The 23,525-nt window shown below is 72.8% G+C and carries 19 protein-coding genes, 1 tRNA gene and 1 riboswitch; of the genes, 15 read left to right on the forward strand and 5 right to left on the reverse strand.

Annotation, left to right across the window (positions count from 1 at the left end; all coding sequences use genetic code 11):
- Position 1: 1 nt before the first annotated feature.
- The gene (locus AB0O19_RS01725; protein WP_363616907.1) at positions 2–967 is read right to left on the reverse strand and encodes an ABC transporter permease; all 966 of its coding nucleotides are present in this window, start codon (positions 965–967) and stop codon (positions 2–4) included.
- Positions 968–1,272: 305 nt separating this feature from the next.
- Positions 1,273–1,368: riboswitch (ZMP/ZTP riboswitch) on the forward strand.
- A gap of 29 nt (positions 1,369–1,397) precedes the next feature.
- On the opposite strand from AB0O19_RS01725, the gene AB0O19_RS01730 reads away from it, so the two are divergent.
- Positions 1,398–2,888: a glycine hydroxymethyltransferase gene (locus tag AB0O19_RS01730; RefSeq protein ID WP_363616908.1), complete on the forward strand. Its 1,491-nt coding sequence runs from the start codon at positions 1,398–1,400 to the stop codon at positions 2,886–2,888.
- 108 nt (positions 2,889–2,996) lie between these two features.
- Here AB0O19_RS01730 and AB0O19_RS01735 read toward each other — a convergent pair whose 3' ends face one another.
- Positions 2,997–4,427 carry an aldehyde dehydrogenase family protein gene (locus AB0O19_RS01735; protein ID WP_363616910.1) on the reverse strand — a complete coding sequence of 477 codons (1,431 nt, stop codon included), beginning with the start codon at positions 4,425–4,427 and terminating at the stop codon, positions 2,997–2,999.
- A 586-nt stretch (positions 4,428–5,013) separates the two neighbouring features.
- Between AB0O19_RS01735 and AB0O19_RS01740 the strand changes: the two genes are divergently transcribed.
- On the forward strand, positions 5,014–6,003 hold the full coding sequence (locus tag AB0O19_RS01740; protein WP_363616912.1) for a class I SAM-dependent methyltransferase: 990 nt from the start codon (positions 5,014–5,016) through the stop codon (positions 6,001–6,003).
- 123 nt (positions 6,004–6,126) lie between these two features.
- Here the strand turns inward: AB0O19_RS01740 and AB0O19_RS01745 are convergent, their stop codons facing one another.
- Both AB0O19_RS01745 and AB0O19_RS01750 read right to left on the reverse strand, forming a co-directional pair.
- Positions 6,127–7,800, reverse strand: a complete 1,674-nt coding sequence (locus AB0O19_RS01745; protein WP_363616913.1) for an APC family permease — start codon at positions 7,798–7,800, stop codon at positions 6,127–6,129.
- Between the two features lie 339 nt (positions 7,801–8,139).
- Positions 8,140–8,224 (reverse strand) — tRNA-Leu (locus tag AB0O19_RS01750).
- A gap of 492 nt (positions 8,225–8,716) precedes the next feature.
- Here AB0O19_RS01750 and AB0O19_RS01755 point away from each other — a divergent pair.
- Positions 8,717–9,136 carry an ATP-binding protein gene (locus tag AB0O19_RS01755; RefSeq protein WP_063351556.1) on the forward strand — a complete coding sequence of 140 codons (420 nt, stop codon included), beginning with the start codon at positions 8,717–8,719 and terminating at the stop codon, positions 9,134–9,136.
- Between the two features lie 32 nt (positions 9,137–9,168).
- On the opposite strand, the gene idi is transcribed toward AB0O19_RS01755, so the two are convergent.
- Positions 9,169–9,825, reverse strand: a complete 657-nt coding sequence (gene idi / locus AB0O19_RS01760) for an isopentenyl-diphosphate Delta-isomerase (RefSeq protein WP_350875539.1) — start codon at positions 9,823–9,825, stop codon at positions 9,169–9,171.
- 492 nt (positions 9,826–10,317) lie between these two features.
- Here idi and AB0O19_RS01765 point away from each other — a divergent pair, with 492 nt between their 5' ends.
- The 12 genes from AB0O19_RS01765 to AB0O19_RS01820 all read left to right on the forward strand — a co-directional run bounded on the left by AB0O19_RS01765 (position 10,318) and on the right by AB0O19_RS01820 (position 23,525).
- Positions 10,318–11,073 carry a phosphocholine cytidylyltransferase family protein gene (locus AB0O19_RS01765; RefSeq protein WP_363616914.1) on the forward strand — a complete coding sequence of 252 codons (756 nt, stop codon included), beginning with the start codon at positions 10,318–10,320 and terminating at the stop codon, positions 11,071–11,073.
- Positions 11,061–12,122, forward strand: a complete 1,062-nt coding sequence (locus tag AB0O19_RS01770; protein ID WP_063350092.1) for an iron-containing alcohol dehydrogenase family protein — start codon at positions 11,061–11,063, stop codon at positions 12,120–12,122. The genes AB0O19_RS01765 and AB0O19_RS01770 overlap by 13 nt, the downstream gene beginning before the upstream one ends.
- A gap of 91 nt (positions 12,123–12,213) precedes the next feature.
- Positions 12,214–12,951 carry a CDP-alcohol phosphatidyltransferase family protein gene (locus AB0O19_RS01775; RefSeq protein WP_363617027.1) on the forward strand — a complete coding sequence of 246 codons (738 nt, stop codon included), beginning with the start codon at positions 12,214–12,216 and terminating at the stop codon, positions 12,949–12,951.
- Positions 12,948–13,847: a glycosyltransferase gene (locus AB0O19_RS01780; RefSeq protein ID WP_363616916.1), complete on the forward strand. Its 900-nt coding sequence runs from the start codon at positions 12,948–12,950 to the stop codon at positions 13,845–13,847. The genes AB0O19_RS01775 and AB0O19_RS01780 overlap by 4 nt, the downstream gene beginning before the upstream one ends.
- Before the next feature lie 136 nt (positions 13,848–13,983).
- Positions 13,984–14,925, forward strand: coding sequence for an ABC transporter permease (locus AB0O19_RS01785; RefSeq protein WP_363616918.1), 942 nt, complete (start codon positions 13,984–13,986; stop codon positions 14,923–14,925).
- Positions 14,918–15,727, forward strand: coding sequence for an ABC transporter ATP-binding protein (locus AB0O19_RS01790; RefSeq protein WP_350875547.1), 810 nt, complete (start codon positions 14,918–14,920; stop codon positions 15,725–15,727). The genes AB0O19_RS01785 and AB0O19_RS01790 overlap by 8 nt, the downstream gene beginning before the upstream one ends.
- 290 nt (positions 15,728–16,017) lie before the next feature.
- Entirely contained in the window at positions 16,018–16,965 is a 948-nt protein-coding gene (gene hpnC, locus AB0O19_RS01795) for a squalene synthase HpnC (protein ID WP_363616920.1), read from the forward strand.
- A 41-nt stretch (positions 16,966–17,006) separates the two neighbouring features.
- Complete coding sequence (gene hpnD / locus AB0O19_RS01800) at positions 17,007–17,864, forward strand: presqualene diphosphate synthase HpnD (protein WP_350875695.1); 858 nt, start codon at positions 17,007–17,009, stop codon at positions 17,862–17,864.
- A 142-nt stretch (positions 17,865–18,006) separates the two neighbouring features.
- Complete coding sequence (gene hpnE, locus AB0O19_RS01805) at positions 18,007–19,443, forward strand: hydroxysqualene dehydroxylase HpnE (protein WP_363616922.1); 1,437 nt, start codon at positions 18,007–18,009, stop codon at positions 19,441–19,443.
- Between the two features lie 242 nt (positions 19,444–19,685).
- On the forward strand, positions 19,686–20,756 hold the full coding sequence (locus AB0O19_RS01810; protein WP_363617029.1) for a polyprenyl synthetase family protein: 1,071 nt from the start codon (positions 19,686–19,688) through the stop codon (positions 20,754–20,756).
- A 7-nt stretch (positions 20,757–20,763) separates the two neighbouring features.
- The gene (gene shc / locus AB0O19_RS01815; protein WP_363616924.1) at positions 20,764–22,848 is read left to right on the forward strand and encodes a squalene--hopene cyclase; all 2,085 of its coding nucleotides are present in this window, start codon (positions 20,764–20,766) and stop codon (positions 22,846–22,848) included.
- Complete coding sequence (locus AB0O19_RS01820) at positions 22,845–23,525, forward strand: 1-hydroxy-2-methyl-2-butenyl 4-diphosphate reductase (RefSeq protein ID WP_350875555.1); 681 nt, start codon at positions 22,845–22,847, stop codon at positions 23,523–23,525. Before shc ends, AB0O19_RS01820 begins: the two co-directional genes overlap by 4 nt.

The raw sequence follows: 23,525 nt of genomic DNA on the forward strand, positions 1-23,525 counted from the left end.
CTCAGCGGGCGGCGCGCGGGTCCAACGCGTCCCGGACGGCGTCGCCGAGCAGGTTGAAGGCGAGCACGAAGAGCAGCAGGGCGACACCGGGGAAGACCATGTAGGTCGGATCGGCCTGGAAGACCTCGGAGCCGCGGGAGATCATCCGCCCCCAGTCCGGGATCGGCTCCGTGATGCCGACGCCGAGGAAGGACAGCACCGCTTCGGAGGCGACGAAGGTCGGCACCGCCATGGTGGCGTGCACCAGCAGCTGCGAGCGGACGTTCGGCAGCAGTTCGTGGACGACGACATGGAATCGACCGGCGCCCTGGGCCCGGGCGGACTGCACGAAATCCCTTTCCCGGAGCGACCGCACGGTGGCCCGCAGGGAAAGCGCGAGCGGAATCCAGCCGAACGCGGAGAAGACCAGGATCAGCACCAGGAACTGCATCCACTCCGGTTCCGCGGCGCCCGGATCGACCAGCCGGGACTGGATGACGGGGCTCAGCGCGAGGAGCAGGAGCAGGGTCGGAAAGGCCAGCAGCACGTTGGCCAGGAAGCCGAACAGCCGGTCGGCGATCCCGCCGAGGTAGCCGACCGCGACCCCGGCCAGCACGCCGAGCGTGGTGGTCACGGCGGCGGAGGCGAAGGCGATCAGCAGCGAGGTGCGGATGCCGTAGAGCAACTGGGTCAGGACGTCCCGGCCGAGCCCCGGCTCCAGGCCGAACCAGAAGTCGCCCGAGATGCCGCCGTTCGGCAGGACGGGCAGGCCGCCGTCGCTGAGCAGGCCGGGGGAGTTCTGGCCGTAGTGCTCGACCGGGTTCTTCCCGTACAGGGCGGCGATCAGCGGGGCGGCGAGGGCGAGCAGCAGGAAGAGCAGGACGACGGCGAGGGCGGCGGCGCCGACCCGGTCGCGCAGGAGCCGGCCGAGCAGCCTCGGCGCGGCGGGTGCGGGGACGGAGCCCGCTGCTGTTTCGACCACGGCCATGAGAGGCGTACTCCCCGAATTCTCCGCCGCCCTGTGGGTGAGGGTGCGCTGGTGTGCATTTCCGAACCAGCCCCCGGGGGTTTCCCGTCGGCCGTTCGAGCGCCATCAGACCGGATGCGCGGGGAGGTCCGCAAATCACCTCCGGCGGTTTTCCCCGGCATTGTTTCGGCGCGTATTGCGGCTTCATTCGGCGTCATTGCGCCGCAATACCGGCGTTGCAGAAGAACGGACATCGAGGGGCGAAACGGGCGTGCCGTCCCGAATCCTGAGATCTCCGCCACATCCCCCCGGGCATTGGTACGATCCCGGGGAGCCGCGACTGGCGCGCACGGATGGAACCGACCATCGGGAAGCGGCTCCGTGCACCCGCACGACAGTTGCCGAGCGCCTGGGCCGTCCGTACTCGTCCGTGCACCACGAGGAGACCGCCTTGGCCACCCCGCACACCCCTCCTGCCGTTGAGGCCGCTCAGGCCCCGCACACCGCCGCCGGCGCGGCCGCCGACACCGCCTTCCGCAGCGCCCTCGACGTGGTCGCCGGCGTGGAGCCGCGGATCGCCGCCGCCATCGGCCGGGAGCTGGAGGACCAGCGCGCCTCGCTCAAGCTGATCGCCAGCGAGAACTACGCCTCCCCGGCCGTGCTGCTCGCCATGGGCAACTGGCTCAGCGACAAGTACGCCGAGGGCACCGCGGGCCGGCGCTTCTACGCGGGCTGCCGCAACGTCGACACCGTCGAGACCGTCGCCGCCGAGCACGCCCGCGCCCTGTTCGGCGCCGACCACGCCTACGTCCAGCCGCACTCCGGCATCGACGCCAACCTCACGGCCTTCTGGGCCGTCCTCTCCCAGCGGGTGGAGAGCCCGGCGCTGGAGCGGGCCAAGGTCCGGGGCGTCAACGACCTCACCGAGCAGGACTGGGCGCAACTGCGCCAGTCGCTCGGCAACCAGCGGATGCTCGGCATGTCCCTGGACGCCGGGGGCCACCTCACCCACGGCTTCCGACCCAACATCTCGGGCAAGATGTTCGACCAGCGCAGCTACGGCACCGACCCGGCCACCGGCCTGATCGACTACGACGCGCTGCGCGAGACCGCCCGGGAGTTCCGCCCGCTGATCCTGGTCGCCGGCTACTCCGCCTACCCGCGACTGGTCGACTTCCGGCGGATGCGCGAGATCGCGGACGAGGTCGGCGCGACCCTCATGGTCGACATGGCGCACTTCGCCGGCCTGGTCGCGGGCAAGGTGCTGACCGGCGACCACGACCCCGTCCAGCACGCCCAGATCGTCACCACGACCACCCACAAGTCGCTGCGCGGCCCGCGCGGCGGCATGGTGCTGTGCGACACCGAACTGGCCGAACACGTCGACCGCGGCTGCCCGTTGGTGCTCGGCGGGCCGCTCTCGCACGTCATGGCCGCCAAGGCGGTCGCCTTCGCCGAGGCCCGCCGGCCCGAGTTCCGGACCTACGCCCGCGCCGTCGTGGACAACGCCCGGGCGCTCGCCGAGGGCCTGCTGCGCCGCGGCGGCCGGCTGGTCACCGGCGGCACCGACAACCACCTCGTCCTCGCCGACGTCTCCGGCTACGGCCTGACGGGGCGTCAGGCGGAGGCGGCGCTGCTGGACTCGGGCGTCGTCACCAACCGCAACTCCGTCCCGCAGGACCCGAACGGCGCCTGGTACACCTCGGGCGTGCGCCTCGGCACCCCGGCGCTCACCACCCGCGGCCTCGGCGCCGCCGAGATGGACGAGATCGCCGCCCTGATCGACACCGTGCTGCGCGCCACCACCCCGACCACCACCGCGGGCGGCGCCCCCTCCAAGGCCCAGTACCGCCTCGACGACGCCGTGCGCGACGGCGTCGCCAAGCGCGCCGCCGACCTCCTCGCCCCCTTCCCCCTCTACCCGGGCGTCGACCTCGCCTGACCGGCCCCGCCCGACCGGCCTCACCCGACCGACCTCGATGCCCGAACCCCCGGGCCCGCCGCCCCACGTGCGGCGGGCCCGAAGCCGGTACCCCGCTCGGCGCCGCGGTCAGTACTGCAGCGACTTGTACTGGAGGAACTCCTCCAGGCCGTGGCGGCCCAGTTCGCGGCCGAGGCCGGAGCTCTTGTAGCCGCCGAACGGCGCGAGCGGGTTGAAGCGGCCGCCGTTGAGGTCGACCTGGCCGGTGTCGAGGCGGCGGGCGAAGGCGGCGGCGGTGTCGGTGTCCGCGGCCCAGACGCCGCCGGCCAGGCCGTACTCGGTGTCGTTGGCGAGTTCGGCGGCGTGGTCCTCGTCCCGGTAGGGGAGGACCACCAGGACGGGGCCGAACACCTCCTCCCGGGCGATCGCCATGTCCCCCGTGACGTCGGCGAGCACGGTCGGGTGGACGTAGAAGCCGGCGGGCAGGCCCGGGACGGGCTCCGCGCCGCCGACGACCAGCCGGGCGCCCGCGGCGAGCGCGCCCTCGACGTAACCGCGCACCCTGGCCAGCTGCTTGGCGTTGACCAGCGGGCCGATCCGGGTCTGCGGGTCGGTCGGATCGCCCGGGGCGTACTTGGCGGCGGCCTTCGCCGCCGTCGCGACGGCCTCCTCGTACTGGTCCCGGTGCACCAGCAGGCGGGTCCACGCGCTGCACGTCTGGCCCGAGTTGGCGAACACGTTGGCGATGTTGACGTTGACCGCCCGGGCCAGGTCCGCGCCCGGCAGCACCACGTTGGCGGACTTGCCGCCGAGTTCCAGGGCGACCCGCTTCAGGCCCCGGCCCGCCGTCTCGGCGACCTGTCGGCCGACGGCGGTGGATCCGGTGAACGAGACCATGTCCACGCCCGGATGGGCGGCGAGCGCCGCACCCGCCACCACGCCCGTTCCGGTCACCAGGTTGAACGTGCCCGCGGGGAAGCCCGCCTCGTGCACCAGCCGGGCGAACAGCCGGGCCACCAGCGGGGTGTCCTCGGCGGGCTTGAGGACCACCGGGCAGCCGGCCGCCAGGGCCGGGACGGCCTTGGCGACGATCTGGTGCAGCGGGTAGTTCCACGGCGTGATGGCCGCGACCACCCCGGCGGGCTCGGCGAGCACCACCGAGTTGCCGATCCGTTCCTCGAAGGGGTGCTCGGCGAGCAGTGTCAGGTAGGAGGTCGCCACGGTCAGCGGCGCTCCGGCGTGCACGGCGGCGGCGAAGCCGACCGGGGCGCCGAGTTCGGCGACCACGGTGGCGGTGATCTCCTCCTGGGCGGCGGCGATTTTGTCCCGCAACCGGGTCAGCAGGGCGAGCCGGTCCGCGCGGGCGGTCGTCGCCCAGCCGCGGGCCGCCCGGCGGGCCGCGGCGACCGCGGCGTCGATGTCGGCCGGCCCGCCGGCCGGCACGGTGGCGAGCACCTGCTCGGTCGCCGGGTTCAGCACCTCGATCGACCCGGCGTCGTCCAGGGAGGGCCGCCAGGCGCCGTCGATGTACTGGTCGCCGTACTCCGCGTACTGCTGCACCGAGTGTCCTCTCATCCGGTCGGCCGATTGACCAACAGCGCTAGTCAAAGGGCCAGTCAAGGCGGCCCGGTCGGCCGCGCGCAAGAGCCAATCCGGCCCGGTGGGCCGGCGGGTCACTCCGGGGCGAACCGCGCGGTGTTCTCGTCGGAGGGCTCGGTCCGCGCGCCGCTCGTCCGACCGCTCAAGGGCCTCGCACGGCCACGGCACCGGGCGGCCGCCCCCACCGCCTCCGCCGTCAGCTCCACCGCCCGCCGTCGGACGTCCAGTTGACGATCAGCGTGCGGCGCGACCGGTCGCGCCGTGGTCCGCCGCCGCGGGACACCGGACGAACCGTCCCGAAGGCTCCGTGTTCACCCTCCGGCAGCGAAACGACGGTCCGCGAAAATCATTGCGCGAAAAGCTCCTCACGCCCGCGGGCACCGCTGTAGATTGCAGCGAACTCAGCGGTGAGGCACTACTGTTGCCAGTGGTTCGTAGTGGTGCACATGGTCCGGGACCAGCGTGTCCCACGGTCGGGCGGGGGCTGCCACCGGGCTGAGGTCTGGCTCAAATCCGCAGGTCATCCGTACCGCATAAGGAGCATCCCGTGACCGATGCCGCGTTGAAGGACGAGTCGCAGCGGCCTGCCGAACCAGCCGTGCTGGACGACGTTCCGGGCTGGTTCTGGGAGCATGACCGGCACTCGTTCGACTGGTTCATGGGACGGCAGGAGAAGACCGGGGTCACCGGCGACCTGCTGGAGATGGGTGCGTACCTGGGCCGCAGCGCGATCGTGATCGGCGAGCACCTCCAGCCCGGCGAGTCCTTCACCGTCTGTGACCTCTTCGACTCGGACGCGCCGGACGACGAGAACGCGGCCGAGATGGACATCTCCTACCGGAAGTCGCTGACCCGCTCGGCCTTCGAGGTCAACTACCTCGCCTTCCACGAGGAACTGCCGGAGATAATCCAGGCCCCGACCTCCGCCCTGGCCGGCGGGCGGATCGCGGCGGGCACGTTCCGCTTCATCCACATCGACGCCTCGCACCTGTACGAGCACGTCGTGGGCGACCTCCAGGTGGCCCGGGTGGCGCTCCAGGACCAGGGTGTCGTCGTCCTGGACGACTACCGCTCGCAGCACACCCCGGGCGTGGCCGCCGCGACCTGGGGCGCGGTCTTCAACCACGGGCTCAAGCCGATCATGTTGACCGAGTGCAAGTTCTACGGCACCTGGGGGGATCCGGAGCCGTTCCAGCGCGACCTGCTCGACCGGGTGGACCTCGCCGAGGGCTGCTACCTCAGCTCCGAGACCCTGAACGGGCAGCAGGTGCTCCGGATGACCGGAAGCTCGGACGGCATCGACGCGTTCCGCCCCTCCCGCCACCACCGGCGGCTGACCTCCGAAGCGGCCCGGAACGAGGCCTCGCAGTCCCGCCGGGCGGCCCAGGAGGCCCAGGAGGAGGCCGCCCGCGACCTCGCCGCCCGCCGCGCCCGCGCCGCCGAACTGCGCCGCCCGGCCAATGTCGCCAAGCGCGCCGCCCGCGACCTGCTCCCCCCGGTCGTCACCGCCGTCATCCGCCGCGCCCGCCGCGGCTGACGGCCGCCCGCCGACGGATCCGACCGGGACCCGGCACCCCGCCCAGTCCTGTCCCATCCGGCCCCCGTCAACGCCGAAGGGCCGGTCGACGACTCGACCGGCCCTTCGGCGTTGCACGCTCCCTCAGGCCCGCGAGGCCTCCCGCGGCTCCCGACCGGAGCCCGCAGGGCCGTCGGCGCCCTCGCCGGCCGCGGCCTCCTCGGCCAGCTCGCGCCGGACGGCGGCCAGGGAGGGGTTGGCCCAGGCGCTGGCGACGCCCCAGCGGTAGAAGGCCAGCGCGATGGCCGCGACGACCAGCAGGTCCCAGCCCTCGGGCAGGTAGCCCTGGCCGCCGAAGTCGGTGCTGCCGGCCCAGGAGACACCGGCCATCACGAACAGGTACGCGACCATCCAGGCGCCCGCCTTCAGGTGCGGCTTCAGCTCGGCCCACGGCTTGCGCAGCTCGTACCAGGCCCAGATCGGCAGACCGGCGGCCATCAGCAGGATGACCTTGCCGGTGAGCGGCCAGCGGGCCCAGTACAGGACCAGCGAGCCGAACACCATCGCCACGGGGGCGATGACCGGCATGGCCCGCAGCCGGACCGGCCGGGGCAGGTCCGGCGCGAGGCGGCGCAGTGCCATCACGGCGACCGGGCCGGTGACGTACGAGATCACGGTGGCGACCGAGACGATCTCGGCCAGCGAGCCCCAGCCGCGGAAGACCGCGAGGAACAGGAAGGCGACCACCAGGTTGAGCACCAGGGCCGGGCGCGGGATACCGGTCCTGGCGTCGACCTTGCCGAAGATCTTCGGCAGGTGGCCGTTCTCCTGCACGCCGTGGATCATGCGAGAGGTGGTGGCGGCGTAGATCATGCCGGTGCCGCTGGGGGAGACGAAGGCGTCCGCGTACAGCAGCAGGGCGAGCCAGTTGAGGCCCCAGACCATCGCGAGGTCGGCGAGCGGCGAGGTGTAGGCGAGGCTGCTCCAGCCGTGCGACAGGTCGGCGGCCGGGATGGCACCGAGGAAGGCGATCTGCAGCGCGACGTAGATCACCAGGGCGATCAGGATCGAGCCGATGACGGCCTTGGGCAGCGACTTGCCGGGGTTGCGGGCCTCGCCGGCCAGGTTGAGCGGGGACTGGAAGCCGTTGAAGGCCCAGACGATGCCGGACACCGCGACGGCGGTGAACACGGCGCTCCAGCCGTTCGGCGCGAAGCCGCCGTGGTCGGTGAAGTGGGCGGTGTCGAAGTGGGCGAACAGCAGCGCGCCGGCGGTCAGGGTCGGGACGATGACCTTGAAGACGGTGATCGCCGTGTTGGTCTTGGCGAACATCGTGATGGCGAACCAGTTGAGGACGAAGTAGCCGACCAGCAGCACGCTGGCCAGTGCCACCCCGCTCAGGGTGAGTTCCTTGCCGTTGTACAGCCCCTGCGCCCAGCCGAAGTGCCAGGAGCTCATGTACTGGACGGAGGCGGTGGCCTCGCCGGGGATGACCGAGACGATGGCGATCCAGTTGGCCCAGGCGGCGAGGTAGCCGGCCAGCGAGCCGTGCGAGTACTGGCCGTACCGGACCATGCCGCCGGCCTTGGGGAACATCGACCCGAGCTCGCTGTAGGTGAGCGCGATGGTCAGTGCCACCGCGGCCCCGATCACCCAGGCCAGGATCGACGCGGGGCCGGCCAGCCGGGCGGCGCGCTCGGCGCCGAACAACCACCCGGATCCGATGATGGATCCGAGCCCCACGGCGGTCAGGCTGATGGTGCCGAGCGATCGCCGGTAGTTCTGATGTGATGCCGTCGGAGACTCTGGCTCACTCAACGTATCGGTCCTCTCGCTCGGGGTTTCATCGGGTGGTGTCGTGGTTTTTATGCTGGTTTCCGGACAAACGGAGACAGCCTATGGGGCCAAAAGGGGCGAATACCTCAAGGGAAGCTCAAACTGTCCGATCGTTGCCATCTCGTGTCCGCTTTCCGGGTCACGGCAGCCGCAGAAGTCGCCTGGGTCACAGCGGTTGCGGGGGGTCGCGAGCGCCGCGGCGGCCACCCGGTCCGCAGGGAGAATCCGGGAGAACCCGCGAGGACCCGTGGACGGCGGCGGCGCGCCGGGAAAAAGAAATTCCCCGCGGGTTCCTTTCGGATCCCACGGGGAATTCGGTTGTGTCCGAGGGGGGACTTGAACCCCCACGCCCGATAAAGGGCACTAGCACCTCAAGCTAGCGCGTCTGCCATTCCGCCACCCGGACGGGGTGTGTGCTTCGGGGTTTTTCTCGCCCCCTCGGCGACAGAGAGAACATTACCAGGGTTCTGGAGTGCTTCTCACCTGCGTTTCCCCGGGTGGGGGGACGTCCGGGGCGGCAGGGGTGGTCGGGCTGGCTGGGATGGGTCGCCACGGTGCGCGAACCCCGGCCGAAGTGGTGGCGAGCGCGAAGGAAACGGTCGACCCCGGCGGTGGCTGCGGTCCGTTCCGGCCGGAAGCGGTCCGACACGGGCAAGTTGTCGACGGTGCCACGGTCCCGCCGGTGCCTCTCCTAGCCTCTGTGGATCGAGGGCGCCATGAGCGGAACGCCTGATTCCCGGGTCGAGGACACCCCCGGGTCGCGGACGAAGGGCGGCTGGACGTGGAGCAGATCAGCGGGGCGGCGAAGGCCGAGCCGAGACGCGCCGGGCCGGAGCACGCACGCGCCGAGCCGAGGCGCACCGGGCCGGAACGCGCACCCGCCGGACCGGTCGAGGGCGTGTGGCGCTTCCCGGTGCCGGCCGAGGAGGCCTCGGTGCCGCTGACCCGGCACGCGGTCCGTGACCGCCTGCTGGCCCAGGGGATGGCCGGGGTGCGCTACCAGGAGCTGGTGGACGACGTGCTGCTGATCGTCTCGGAGCTGGTGAGCAACGCGGTGACGCACGCGGCGAAGCTGTCGCCGGAGGTGACGACCGAGCTGGCGGTCCGCCGGGGCTGGGTCCGGGTGTCGGTCGAGGACGGTGACCCGTACCGGCCGAAGGCGCTGGAGAGCGACACCGGGCGGACCGGCGGCCGCGGCCTGCTGCTGGTGAAGAGCGTGACGTTGCAGGCCGGCGGGGTGTGCGACGTGGAGCGGACGGGGGAGGGCGGCAAGGTCATCTGGGCCTCGCTGCCCGTCCCCCCGGAGACCGACGACTGAGCGCCGCGGGCCCGCCGACCGGTCCCGCCCGTCTACCAGTCCCGCCCGGCGATCTCCCGGATCCCCGGCAGCGCCGCCTCGAAGACCGTCTCGAACCACACCGAGAACGGCCGCTCGGCGCGCAGTTCCCGCAGTTCCTGCGCGGTCACGAAGGCGTAGTCGTCCACCTCGTCGGGGTTGGGCTCGACGGGCGCGGTCACCAGCCCGACGAACAGGTGGTTCCACTCCCGCTCGATCAGCCCGGAGGCTTCGTCCGGCAGGTCGTAACGGACCGTGCCCGCCTCGCAGAGCAGCGCCGGCGCGATGCCGAGCTCCTCGGCGGTGCGGCGGGCGGCGGCGACGAACGGCGGCTCGTCCGGGTACGGGTGGCCGCAGCAGGTGTTCGACCAGACGCCGGGGGAGTGGTACTTGCCGAGCGCCCGCCGCTGGAGCAGCAGCCGCCCCTGGCGGTCGAAGAGGAAGACCGAGAACGCGCGGTGCAGCCGGCCGGGCTGCTGGTGCGCCCAGAGCTTCTCGGCGGTGCCGGTGGTGACGCCCTCGTCGTCGACCAGTTCCAGCAGGATCTCGGGACCGGCGCCGGCGGTCCCGGTCGAGGCCCCCGGGGCGACCGTCACGTCCGTCTCGACGTCGAGACCGGTGTCGATCTCGGAGTCGAAGTGTGTCGGGTTGGTCGGCAGGCTCTGGGGCATGGGGCCTCTTTCGGGAGGGGGGAGCAACGGAAGCATCGGGGTACGTCCGGTACACCGGGTGCAGCGGACGCAGCGGGGGCACCGGCGCCGGCGTCGGGCTCCAGTCTGCCGTATGGGTGGCGGTGGGTACGGGTCCCACGCACAACCGGGCGGATCATGACCGTCGGCAGGTCGATTCCGGGCAGAGATGGGCCCGATACGTTCCCGGAAGGGTCATCGGAATAGCAGGACTGTTCGGTATCCGTTCCCATCGCGTTCGATCGCCGCCTCGCCCGCGCGTTCGATCACTGCTTCGCCACCCTCCCGTCACCTCGCAGCCCCCGGCCGCGTTCGGGCCGGCCGCCCGGGTCGCCTACCATCGCTTACGGCACGGTGCCCGCACTCGCGGCGGCACCGGCGCGCCGATTCGCGGCCCGGCCGGACGGAAAGCCGGTGCCCCGGCACCCCGCGCGCACCGCCCCGCGCACCGCACGACGGATCAGGAGACCCCGCATGATCGGCCTCGTTCTGGCAGCCGGCGCCGGCCGCCGGCTGCGCCCGTACACCGACACCCTGCCCAAGGCGCTGGTGCCGGTCGACGGGGAGCGGACCGTGCTGGACCTCACCCTCGGCAACTTCGCCGAGGTCGGCATCCGCGAGGCGGCGATCGTCGTCGGCTACCGCAAGGAGGCGGTGTACGACCGCAAGGACGCCCTGGAGAGCAAGTACGGCGTCAAGCTCCACCTGGTCGAGAACGACAAGGCCGAGGAGTGGAACAACGCGTACTCGCTCTGGTGCGCCCGCGAGCTCTTCGCCGAGGGCCTGCTGCTGGCCAACGGCGACACCGTGCACCCGGCGTCCGTGCAGCGCACCATGCTGGAGGGCAACCGGCGCCTCGTCGAGGCCGGCACCGCCCCCGGCATCCTGCTGGCCCTCGACACGGTGAAGAAGCTCGCCGACGAGGAGATGAAGGTCGTCGTCGACCCGGCCGCCGGCATGCGCCGGATCACCAAGCTGATGGACCCGACCGAGGCCACCGGCGAGTACATCGGCGTCACCGTGATCAACCCCGCCGCCGCCGTCGACCTGACCGACGCGCTGCGCGCCACCTACGAGCGCGACCCGCAGCTGTACTACGAGGACGGCTACCAGGAGATGGTCAACCGCGGCCTGCGGATCGACGTGCAGCCGATCGGCGAGGTCTCCTGGGTCGAGGTCGACAACCACGACGACCTGGCGAAGGCGCGGGAGATCGCGTGCCAGTACTGACCCGGCTGGTTCCGTCGCCGCTGTTCGTCGAGGTCCGCCCGGGCGCGCTGGACGCGCTCGGCGGCATCCTCGCCGACCAGCGGCTGTCCGCCTCGGGCCGGATCGCGGTGGCGATCAGCAACGGCTCGGGAGCGGCGATGCGCCGGCGCCTGGAGCCGGCCCTGCCCGGCGCCGACTGGTACAACGTGGACGACGGCAGCCTGGACAGCGCGGTGCGCCTGGCCGAGTCGGTGCGCGGCGGGCACTACGACGCGATGGTCGGCCTCGGCGGTGGCAAGATCATCGACGCCGCCAAGTACGCCGCCGCCCGGGTCGGACTGCCGCTGGTCGCGGTCGCCACCAACCTGGCCCACGACGGCATCTGTTCGCCGGTCTCCACGCTCGACAACGACGCCGGCCGCGGCTCCTACGGGGTGCCCAGCCCGATCGGCATCATCGTCGACCTGGATGTGATCCGGCAGGCCCCGCCGCGCTTCGTGGCAGCCGGCATCGGCGACGTGGTCTCCAACATCTCCGCCTGCGCGGACTGGGAGTTGTCGCACGCGGTCACCGGCGAGCCGGTGGACGGACTGGCCGTGGCGATGGCCCGCTCGGCCGGCGAGAACCTGCTGCGGCACCCAGGTAACACTCAGGATCAGGACCTCCTCACGGCCCTCGCGGAAGCCCTGGTACTGTCCGGCATCGCGATGAACATCGCGGGCAGCACCCGGCCTTCCTCGGGCGCCTGCCACGAGATCTCGCATGCCCTGGACGTGCTGTACCCCAAGCGTTCCGCCCAGCACGGCGAACAGGTCGGCCTCGGCGCCGCGTTCGCCAGCTTCCTGCGGGGCGAGCGCGAGCTGACCGGTCTGATCGTGGAGCGCCTGGCGAGCCACGGGCTGCCGGTGACCGCAGCTCAGATCGGCTTCACCGAGGCGGAGTTCACCGACGCGGTGCACTACGCTCCGAACACCCGCCCGGGGCGCTTCACCATCCTTGAGCACCTCGACCTCTCCCCCTCAGCAATCAGGGACGCGTACGCCGACTATGTCCAAGCCGTCAACAGCTGACCCCTCCACCGCGGGCGCCGAGCGGCCCCCGGTGGACCTGACCCGCCGGCCCTCGATCGAGGAACTGCGCGCGGTGATCCACCCGGAGGGCATGCTCCAGCGCCGCAGCGCCGAGCACTGGGCCGGGCGCCTGTACATGCGGCGGATCTCGCTGCGGATCACCCGCGTGCTCTCCACCGTGACGGCGATCACGCCGAACGGCCTGACGTACCTGATGATGTTCACCGGCGTCCTGGCCGGCGCCGCGCTGGTCGTGCCGGGCATCGCGGGCGCGGTCCTGGGGGCCCTGCTGATCCAGGTCTACCTGCTGCTGGACTGCGTGGACGGCGAGGTGGCCCGCTGGCGCCGGCAGACCTCGCTCACCGGCGTCTACCTGGACCGGGTCGGCCACTACATGTCCGAGGCGGCCCTGCTCACCGGGCTGGGCCTGCGCGCCACCGACCTGCTGCACCGCGAGGGCGGCGGCTCGCACTGGGAGTGGGCGTTCCTGGGCACGCTGGCCGCGCTCGGCGCGATCCTGATCAAGTCCGAGACGGACCTGGTGGACGTGGCCCGGGCCCGCAGCGGCCTGACGGCGGTCGAGGACAGCGCCTCGGTGCCGCGCTCGTCCTCGGTGGCCAAGGCCCGCCGGGCGGCCTCCTTCCTGAAGTTCCACCGCCTGGTCGGTGCGGTCGAGGCCTCGCTGCTGATCCTCGCGGCCGGGATCGCCGACGCCGTCCACGGCGGGCTGTTCTTCACCCGGATCGCGGTGGTGGCGCTGGCGGCGATCGCCATGCTGCAGACCGTGCTGCACCTGCTGAGCATCGTCCTCTCCAGCAGGCTGCGATGAGCGCCCCGACCAACGCGGAGAGCTTCCGCCTCGGAGCCGTCATCATCACCATGGGCAACCGCCCCGAGGAACTGGCCGCCCTGATCGAATCGGTGCGCGCCCAGGAGGGCGCGGCGGTCGAGCTGGCCGTGGTGGGCCAGGGCGCCCAGCTGCCGCCGCTGCCGGAGGGCGTGCGCAGCGTCGAGCTGCCGGAGAACCTCGGCATCCCGGGCGGGCGCAACGTCGGCATCGAGCTGTTCGGCCGCGACGGCCGGGACGTGGACGCCGTCCTCTTCCTGGACGACGACGGGCACCTGCCGCGCACCGACTCGGCCCGCCTGTTGCGCGAGGCCTTCACCGCCGACCCGGAGCTGGGCATCGTGGCCTTCCGGATCGCGGACCCCGACACCGGCGTGACCCAGCGCCGGCACGTCCCCCGGCTGCGCGCCAGCGACCCGCTGCGCTCGTCCCGGGTGACCACCTTCCTGGGTGGCGCGACCGCCGTGCGCTGCGCGGTGTTCGAGCAGGCCGGGCAGCTGCCCGCGGAGTTCTTCTACGCCCACGAGGAGACCGACCTCGCGTGGCGCGCGGCGGACGCCGGCTGGGCCATCGACTACCGCGCGGACGTGGTGCTGCACCACCCGACGACCTCGCCCGCCCGGCACGCCACCTACTTCCACAACATTGCCCGTAACAGGGTTTGGCTCGCCAGACGGAACCTTCCGGCCCTGTTGGTGCCTCTCTATCTGGGAACCTGGTTCCTGCTGACCCTGGCCCGCCGCCCCTCCTCGGAGGCGCTGAAGGCCTGGTGGGGCGGGTTCCGGGCGGGCTGGCGCGAACCCTGCGGTCCGCGGCGGCCCATGCGATGGCGTACCGTTTGGCGATTGACCAGGCTGGGCCGGCCACCGGTCATCTGATCGAATGATCGATCGCTGCGGCCGGTGACCACACACCGGCCGGACTCTCCCCGTGATCCAGTGGATCCCCATCGGCGCAAGGCCGGCGGACCCCCGTCGACCGGCCGCCCCGACCGATCCCGCGTGAAGGACGAATGTGTCGACAGTGAGTGAACCCGTCAGCCTCTCATCCCCCAGGGGGGTGGACGCGGGCCTGACCCCCAAGCAGCTTGCGGACAAGTACGGCCTGGCCGTGAGCGGCAGGCGGCCCGGCCTGATCTCCTACACCAAGCAGCTCTGGGCCCGGCGCCACTTCATCTGGGCCTTCGCCACCGCCCGCCTGGTGGCCCAGTACACCGACGCCAAGCTCGGCCAGCTGTGGCAGGTCGTGACGCCGCTGCTGAACTGCGCGGTGTTCTACCTGGTCTTCGGTGTGATCCTGAAGAGCAAGGACAACTTCCCGCCGGACACCTACATCGCCTGGCTCTGCATCGGCGTCTTCGTCTTCCAGTTCACCCAGAACGCGGTGCAGTCCGGCACCCGGGCGATCGCCGACAACCTCGGGCTGATCCGCGCGCTGCACTTCCCCCGGGCCTCGCTGCCGATCGCGTTCACCGTGATCCAGCTCCAGCAGCTGCTGATCTCGATGGTGGTGCTGGTCGGCACCGTGCTGGTCAGCGGCATCAAGCCGGGCCGGACCTGGCTGCTGATCATCCCGGCCCTGGTGCTGCAGATGATGTTCAACACGGGCATCGCCCTGGTCATGGCGCGGCTCGGCTCCAAGACCAGTGACATCTCCCAGCTGATCCCCTTCGTGATGCGGGCCTGGATGTTCCTGTCCGGCGTGATGTTCAGCATCCAGGACAAGATCCACGAGTGGCCCAAGTACATCCAGACGCTGATGGCCCTCAACCCGGCCTCGGTCTACATGGACCTGCTGCGGCACGCCTTCGCGCCGATCATCTACAACAAGCACCAGCCCCAGCACCAGGAACTCCCGCTCCACCAGTGGACCTACGGCATCGGGTGGGCGGTCGTGATGTTCGTGATCGGATACGTCTTCTTCTGGAAGGCCGAGGAGGAGTACGGCCGTGGCTGACGTCGAACTGAGCAAGCTGGACACCATCCGGGACGCGGACGTCGCCCGCGAGCCCACCGTCGTCGTCGACGACGTGCACATCGTCTACCGGGTGCACGGCGCCGGCTCCGGCAAGGGCAGCGCCACCTCGGCGCTGAGCCGCATCATCAGCCGCAAGCGCTCCGCGGGCGTGCGCGAGGTGCACGCCGTGCGCGGCGTCAGCTTCACCGCCTACAAGGGCGAGGCGATCGGCCTGATCGGCTCCAACGGCTCCGGCAAGTCGACCATGCTGGCCGCGATCGCGGGCCTGCTGCCGACCGAGAAGGGCGGCATCTACACCAACGGCCAGCCCTCGCTGCTGGGCGTGAACGCGGCGCTGATGAACGAGCTCACCGGTGAGCGCAACGTCATCCTCGGCTGCCTGGCGATGGGCATGGCGCCGGCCGACGTGCGCAGCCGCTACCAGGACATCGTCGAGTTCTCCGGCATCAACGAGAAGGGCGACTTCATCTCGCTGCCGATGCGCACGTACTCCTCCGGCATGGGCGCCCGCCTGCGCTTCGCCATCGCCGCCGCGAAGACCCACGACGTGCTGCTGATCGACGAGGCGCTGGCCACCGGCGACCAGGCGTTCCAGCAGCGCAGCAAGAAGCGGATCGACGAACTGCGCAAGTCCGCCGGTACGGTCTTCCTGGTCAGCCACGACAACAGCTCGATCCGCGAGGTCTGCGAGCGGACGATCTGGATCGAGGCCGGCGAGCTGATCATGGACGGCCCGACCGAAGAGGTCGTCGGCCGCTACGAGCGCGGCGAGCGCCCGTAACCGCAGGCCGTCCAGGGGGCCGGTTCCGGGGTTTCCGGGGCCGGCCCCCTGTTCGTGCGCCCCGCCGGTACCCCGGGTGGCCCGCCGCCGCGGGGGTGAGCGCCCCCGTGCGCCGGGCGGGGCGCTCTTCTCCGGCGCGCCCCGTGGTGTCAGGCTGTATGCGCGGGGGCGGTGTGCCGGAGGTGGCGCCCCCGCTCGGACGCGTGTCCGAGTCGGGCCGGTGATGCCCAGCGGTGTAGAACGGGGGAGTGACAGCAGTGTCGGCTTCGGCCCAGCCCAGAGATACGTCGGTGAACCGCTCCGCGGGGGAGACCCTGGACAAGGCGGGCGCGGAGAACTTCCCGGTCGCCCCGTTCTTCCTGCCCGCGGCCTGGCGCGACGACCTGATGGCCGTCTACGGCTACGCCCGGCTGGTCGACGACGCCGGCGACGGCGACCTGGCCGATCCGGCCGCCACCGCCGCCCTGCTCGGGGTCGAGGCAACGCCTCCCGCCACCCCTTCGGCCCAGTCCGGCCCGCCGACTCCGCAGGAGGTCGCCTTCCGCCTCGCACTGCTGGACGGACTGGAGCGCGATCTCGACCGGGTCTTCGAGGCGGCGCTCCACCCGGGAGCCTCCGAGGGCCCCCGCCACCCGCTGCTGCGCAGCCTCGTGCCGCTGGTCGACCGGCACGGGCTCACCCCGGAGCCGTTCCGCCGCCTGATCGAGGCCAACCGGGTGGACCAGACCACCACCCGCTACGCCGGCTACGACGACCTGATCGGCTACTGCACCCTCTCCGCCGACCCGGTCGGCCGCCTGGTGCTGGCCATCGCCGGCGTCTCCACCCCCGAGCGGATCGAGCTGTCCGACGCGATCTGCAGCGCTCTCCAGGTGGTCGAACACCTTCAGGACGTCGCCGAGGACCTCGCCCACGGGCGGATCTACCTCCCCGCCGAGGACCTCGCCCGGTTCGGCGTCACCGAGGCGGACCTCGCCGCTCCCACCGCCGGCGGCCCGGTGCGCGAGCTGATCGCCTTCGAGGTGCAGCGGGCCCGCACCCTGCTCGACCGCGGCGCGCCATTGGTAGGTACGGTTCGGGGGAGGCTTCGACTGCTCCTGGCGGGATTCACCGCCGGCGGGTACGCGGCCCTGGCGGCCATCGAGGACGCCGGGTACGACGTGCTCGCGCAGCAGGCGAAGCCTGACAAGCGCCGCCTCGCAGCGAAGGCGGCGGCCATCTTCGCGAAGGGAAGGTGAACGCCCGAGTGGCGGCATCACCACTGGCGTCGGCCCAGGTCATGGCGGCGTACCGGTACTGCGAGGCAGTCACCGGACTTCAGGCACGCAACTTCAGCTACGGCATCCGGTTGCTGCCCGAACCCAAGCGGCTGGCCATGTCGGCCCTGTACGCCCTGGCCCGCCGGGTCGACGACATCGGCGACGGGGACCTCCCGTCCGACCGCAAGGCCGAGGCGCTGGTGCGCACCCGGGAACTGGTGGACGAGGTCCGCGCCGGGGCGGTCGCCGAGGACGACACCGACCCGATCAAGGTCGCCCTGGCCGACGCGGCCCGGCGCTTCCCGATCCCGCTCGGCGGCTTCGACGAACTGATCGACGGCGTCGAGATGGACCTCAAGGGCGCCGAGTACCAGACCTACGAGGAACTGAAGGTCTACTGCCGCTGCGTGGCCGGTTCGGTCGGCCGGCTCTCGCTCGGCGTGTACGGCTGCGACGACCCCGAGCGCGGCGCGGGCTACGCGGACACCCTGGGCCTGGCCCTGCAGCTCACCAACATCCTGCGCGACCTGCGCGAGGACGCCCTGAACGGCCGCACCTACCTGCCCGCCGAGGACCTGGCCCGGTTCGGCTGCGAGCAGGGCTTCGCGCTGCCCAGGCCGCCGGTCGGCGCCGACTTCACCGGCCTGGTGGCCTTCGAGGCCGCCCGCGCCCAGGCCGCCTTCGAGGAGGGCCTGCGGCTGCTGCCGATGCTCGACCGCCGCAGCCGGGCCTGCACCGCCGCGATGGCGGGGATCTACCACCGGCTGCTCGGCCGGATCGCCGCCGACCCCGAGTCCGTACTGCGCGGCCGGGTCTCGCTGCCGGGCTGGGAGAAGGCGTACGTCGCGCTTTCCGGGCTCGCCGGGGGGCGTTCTTGATTCTCACCGCAGTTCTGTCACGCTGTGTCAGCGGGGAATCACAAGCGGGCAGGGCAGTGTTGACCACGACCGGGCCGGTCACGAGCGTGCCGGCCGGAGCGACCGCCGCAGGGCGGTCCAGCAATCGCGAGGGGGAGGGCCGATGACCGGGCGAGCCGATGCCGCGCGCCCGGCCGCCGTGGTGGTCGGCGGCGGCCTGGCCGGGATCACCGCCGCGCTGCGGCTGGCCGAGGCCGACCACCGGGTCACGCTGGTCGAGGGGCGGCCCAGGCTCGGCGGGCTGGCGTTCTCCTTCCAGCGCGGCGAGCTGACCGTCGACAACGGCCAGCACGTGTACCTGCGCTGCTGCACCGCCTACCGCGGCCTGCTGGAGCGGCTCGGCGCCGCCCGGCTGGTCCACCTGCAGGACCGGCTGGACGTCCCGGTGCTCTCCGTCTCCGGGCCGGACGCGGCCCCGGTGCGTACCCTCGGGCGGCTGCGCCGGGCGGGCCTGCCCGTCCCGCTGCACCTGGCCGGCAGCCTCGCCCGCTACCCGCACCTCGGGCCGGCCGACCGCGCCCGGGTGGTCCGCGGCGCGCTGGCGCTCCAGGGCCTGGACCTCGCCGACCCGGCACTGGACGAGATCTCCTTCGGCGAGTGGCTGCGCCGCAACGGGCAGAACGCGAACACCCTCGCCGCGCTCTGGGACCTGGTCGGCGTCGCCACCCTGAACGCCCGGGCCGACCAGGTGTCGCTGGCGCTGGCGGCGATGGTCTTCAAGACCGGCCTGCTCTCCGACCCGGGCGCCTCCGACATCGGCACGGCCGCCGTCCCGCTCGGCGTGATCCACCACGACCGGGCGCTCGCCGAGCTGGAACGCGCCGGCGTGAAGGTGCTGCTGCGCGCCCGCGTCGCGGAGCTCAAGCCGGCGGTGCCCCAGCACGCCGTCCATCTGGAAGGCGACGCGGAGCCGCTCGCCGCCGAGACCGTCGTGCTGGCCGGCGCCCAGGACAGCGCGGCCGCCCTGCTGCCCCCGAACGCCCTCCCCGGCCAGGACCGGCTGGCCGACTTCGGCACCGCGCCGATCCTCAACGTGCACGTGGTCTACGACCGCAAGGTGCTGCGGCGGCCGTTCTTCGCCGCCCTCGGCTCCCCGGTGCAGTGGGTCTTCGACCGCACCGCGCACTCCGGCCTGGCCGGCACCGGGCTCGGCCGGGCCCACCCCGGCGCCCAGTACCTGGCGCTCTCGCAGTCCGCCGTCCAGGACGAGATCGACCTGCCGGTCGCCGAGCTGCGCCGCCGGTACCTGCCGGAGCTGGCGCGGCTGCTCCCGGCCGCCGCCGGGGCCGAGGTGCTGGACTTCTTCGTCACCCGTGAGCGCACCGCCACCTTCGACCCGGCGCCCGGCAGCGCGCTGCTGCGCCCGTCGGCCCGCACGGACGTCCCCGGCCTGTTGCTGGCCGGCGCGTGGACGGCCACCGGCTGGCCCGCGACCATGGAGGGGGCCGTGCGCAGCGGCCACGCCGCGGCCGACGCGGCGCTCGCCGCGGCCGGCGGCCGGCTCCCGGTGGACCGGGGCGACGGGAGGTGGCCCCGGTGACGGCGGGCGCCGCCGGGGACCCCGCCAGAGCCGGCGGGCCTCCCGTCGACCGCACCGCCGGGAACGACACCGGCCGCACCGGCGGCACTGACAGCGGTGACACCGGCACCAGCCGCACCGACCCGAGCCGCACCGACACCGGCCACATCGACACCAGCCGCACCGACAGCGCAAGCACCCGGCAGCCCCGGGCGGTCCGGCACCACGAGGGAGAGGGAACGCACGTGGAGTCACGCACCGGCATCGCCGTCGGAGGCACGGCGCACGCCGAACCGGTCTCGGTGCCGGAGCTGCTGGCCCGCAGCCGCACGCTCTGCACCCCGCCGCTACGGTCCGCCGTCGCCCGTTTGGCCGCACCGATGGACACCGTCGCCGCGTACCACTTCGGCTGGATCGACCGGGACGGCACCCCGTCCAAGGGCGACGGCGGCAAGGCCGTGCGCCCCGCCCTGGCCCTGCTCTCCGCCCGGGCCACCGGCGCCGCCGCCGAGGTCGGCGTGCCGGGCGGGGTCGCGGTTGAACTGGTGCACAACTTCTCCCTGCTCCATGATGATCTGATGGACGGTGACGAGACCCGGCGGCACCGGGCCACCGCCTGGACGGTCTTCGGTCCGGCTCAGGCGATCCTGGTCGGCGACGCCCTGGCGACGCTCGGCACGGAGGTGCTGCTCGACGCCGCGGTGCCCGGCGGTACGAGCCCCACCGACGCCGCGCGGGCCGTCCGGCTGCTCACCACGGCGACCCGCCGACTGATCGACGGCCAGGCCATGGACGTCGCCTTCGAACAGCGCGACAGCGTCACCGTCGCCGAGTGCCTGGAGATGGAGGGCGGCAAGACCGCGGCGCTGCTGGCGGCCGCCTCGGCGATCGGCGCCGTCCTGGCCGGGGCCGACGACAAGGTCTCCGAACCGCTCGAGCGCTACGGCCACCACCTGGGCCTGGCCTTCCAGGCAGTGGACGACCTGCTCGGCATCTGGGGCGCCACCGAGGTCACCGGCAAGCCGCACTGGGGCGATCTGCGCCAGCGCAAGAAGTCCCTGCCGGTCGCCGCCGCGTTGGCCGAGGGCGGCGCGGCCTCGCGCCGGCTCGCCGAGCAGCTGGCCGACCCGAAGGGCCGCGGCGAGGAGGGCGAGCCCGAGCTCGCCGCCCGGGCCGCGCTGATCGAGGAGGCCGGCGGCCGCGCCTGGACCCAGGAGGAAGCCCGCCGCCAGCACACGACTGCCCTCGCCGCCCTGGACGAGGTGCCCATGTCCGACGAGGTGCGCGAGCACTTCGTCGCACTCGCCGAATTCGTGGTGGTACGAGAGAGGTGACGTTACGTTGACAGCAACCGCGGACGGCCGGCTCGACCCTGAGTACGATTCCGAGCCGGTCGCGGTGGGCGACCGCCCCCCGACCCTGCTGGGCGCCGGGCGGTGGCAGCCCGAAGACACCGACCAGCTCCGGCCGGCCGGTGAGGCGGACCTCGGAGCGGCCGACGCGCAGGAGGCCCTGGCCCGTGCCACCACCCACCTGCTCTCGCTGCAGAGCTCCGAGGGCTGGTGGAAGGGCGACCTGGAGACCAACGTCACGATGGACGCCGAGGACTTACTGCTGCGGCAGTTCCTCGGGATCCGGACCGAGGACCAGACCAAGGCCACCGCCGAGTGGATCCGGTCCCAGCAACGGGAGGACGGCACCTGGGCCACCTTCCACGGCGGGCCGGCCGAACTGTCCACCACCGTCGAGGCGTACGTCGCCCTCAAACTCGCCGGCGACGACCCCGAGGCCCCGCACATGGTGGCCGCCGCGCGGTACGTCCGCTCCGCCGGGGGCATCGCGGCCGCCCGGGTCTTCACCCGGATCTGGCTCGCGCTCTTCGGCTGGTGGCCGTGGGAACGGCTCCCCGAGATGCCGCCCGAGATCATCTTCCTGCCCAAGTGGCTGCCGCTGAACATCTACGCCTTCGGCTGCTGGGCCCGCCAGACCATCGTCCCGCTGACCGTCGTCTCGGCCCACCGCCCCGTCCGTCCGGCGCCCTTCCCGCTCACCGAGCTGCACACCGACCCGGACCACCCCTACCCCGACCGGCCGCTCGCCCCCGCCACCAGCTGGGACGGCCTCTTCGAGCGCCTCGACAAGGTCCTGCACGCCTACCACCACCGCGCCCTGCGCCCGTTGCGCCGGCTCGCCGTCTCGCAGGCCTGCCGCTGGATCGTCGAACGGCAGGAGGCCGACGGCTGCTGGGGCGGCATCCAGCCGCCGGCCGTGTACTCGCTGATCGCCCTGCACCTGGAGGGCTACGAGCTGGAGCACCCGGTGATGAAGGCCGGACTCTCCTCCTTCGACCGCTTCACCGTGCACACCGAGGACGGCCGCCGCTGGCTGGAGGCCTGCCAGTCCCCGGTCTGGGACACCTGCCTGGCCACCATCGCGCTGGTCGACGCCGGGCTGCCGGCCGACCACCCGGCGCTGGTCTCGGCCGTCGACTGGATGCTCGGCGAGGAGATCCGCAAGGACGGCGACTGGTCCGTCCAGCGGCCCTCGCTGGCCCCCGGCGGCTGGGCCTTCGAGTTCGAGAACGACACCTACCCCGACATCGACGACACCGCCGAGGTGGTGCTCGCGCTGGGCCGGGTCGACCACCCCGACCCGGCCAAGGTCGATGCGGCGATGGACCGCGGCGTGCTCTGGAACCTCGGCATGCAGTCCAAGAACGGGGCCTGGGGCGCCTTCGACGTCGACAACACCAGCACGCTGCCCAACAAGCTGCCGTTCTGCGACTTCGGCGAGGTGGTCGACCCGCCGTCCGCCGACGTCACCGCCCACGTGGTGGAGATGCTCGCCGAGACCGGCCGGGCCCGCGACCGGCGCACCCGGCGCGGCGTCGAGTGGCTGCTGCACAACCAGGAGGCGGACGGCTCCTGGTTCGGCCGCTGGGGCACCAACTACATCTACGGCACCGGCTCGGTGCTGCCCGCCCTGGTCGCGGCCGGCGTCCCGGACGAGCACCCGGCGATCCGGCGGGCCGTCCGCTGGCTGGAGGACCGGCAGAACACCGACGGCGGCTGGGGCGAGGACATGCGCTCCTACGAGGACCCGGCCCGCTGGGCCGGGCGCGGCGACTCCACCGCCTCGCAGACCGCGTGGGCGCTGATGGCGCTGCTCGCGGCCGGGGAGGGCCCGGACGGCCGGGCCAACCCGGCGGTGGAACGCGGCGTGGACTGGCTGGTGCGCACCCAGCTGCCCGAGGGCACCTGGGACGAGCCGCAGTTCACCGGCACCGGCTTCCCGTGGGACTTCTCCATCAACTACCACCTGTACCGGTTGGTCTTCCCGGTCACCGCGCTCGGCCGCTACCTGCACGGCAGCCCCGCCTTCGGCGGCAGGAACGGCGACACCCCGGCGATCGGGGCGGCGCGGTGACCACCGCACCGCTGCTGGTGCTCTGCGCGCTGGGCCCGGAGGTCTGGGCGCTGCGCGGCGGCGACTGGCGCGGCGCGGCCGGCGGGCCGCCGGTGCTGGTGCGCACCGGCATGGGCCGGCGGCGGGCCGCGCTGACCGTCCGCCGGCTGCTCGGCTCCGCCCCCGGCGGCTACGGCGCGGTCGTGGTGGCCGGCTTCGGCGCCGCGGTCGGCCCGGGCGTGCTGCCGGGCGACATCGTGGTCGCCGACGGCGTGCGCGACGCGGAGGGGCACCTGTACCCCGTCGACTCCGGACCGGAGCTCGCCAGGGCCCTCAAGGAGCTCGGCCTGACCGCGCACGCCGGGGTGCACCACACCGCCGACCACGTCGTCCGCGGCCTCGAACGGCGGGCCCTGCACCTCCAGGGCGCGCTCGCCGTCGACATGGAGGCCGCCGCCGTGCTGGCCGCGCTGCGGGAACGGCGGCCGACGCTGCCCGCCGCCGTCCTGCGGGTGGTCGTGGACACCCCCGAGCGCGAACTTCTGCGGCTCGGAACCCTCCCGGCCGGGGTGCGTGCCTGGCGGACCCTGCGGGCGGCGGTACCCGCCCTGGTCGACTGGTACCGGCAGGAGTCCCGGCCCGGCCCCGCGGACCTGAACCACCCCACATCCTCGACGCTCCCCCAGGAGGCGAGCTAG

The sequence above is a fragment of the Kitasatospora sp. NPDC091276 genome (assembly GCF_040684355.1).
Taxonomy (GTDB): Bacteria; Actinomycetota; Actinomycetes; order Streptomycetales; family Streptomycetaceae; genus Kitasatospora.

What these genes read in the sequence shown, in the direction of transcription:
- AB0O19_RS01725 (WP_363616907.1), bottom strand. Translation starts at nt 967, where the DNA reads ATGGCCGTGGTCGAAACAGCAGCGGGCTCCGTCCCCGCACCCGCCGCG.
- idi (WP_350875539.1), bottom strand. Translation starts at nt 9,825, where the DNA reads ATGCCCCAGAGCCTGCCGACCAACCCGACACACTTCGACTCCGAGATC.
- AB0O19_RS01765 (WP_363616914.1), top strand. Translation starts at nt 10,318, where the DNA reads ATGATCGGCCTCGTTCTGGCAGCCGGCGCCGGCCGCCGGCTGCGCCCG.
- AB0O19_RS01775 (WP_363617027.1), top strand. Translation starts at nt 12,214, where the DNA reads ATGCTCCAGCGCCGCAGCGCCGAGCACTGGGCCGGGCGCCTGTACATG.
- AB0O19_RS01780 (WP_363616916.1), top strand. Translation starts at nt 12,948, where the DNA reads ATGAGCGCCCCGACCAACGCGGAGAGCTTCCGCCTCGGAGCCGTCATC.
- hpnD (WP_350875695.1), top strand. Translation starts at nt 17,007, where the DNA reads ATGGCGGCGTACCGGTACTGCGAGGCAGTCACCGGACTTCAGGCACGC.
- hpnE (WP_363616922.1), top strand. Translation starts at nt 18,007, where the DNA reads ATGACCGGGCGAGCCGATGCCGCGCGCCCGGCCGCCGTGGTGGTCGGC.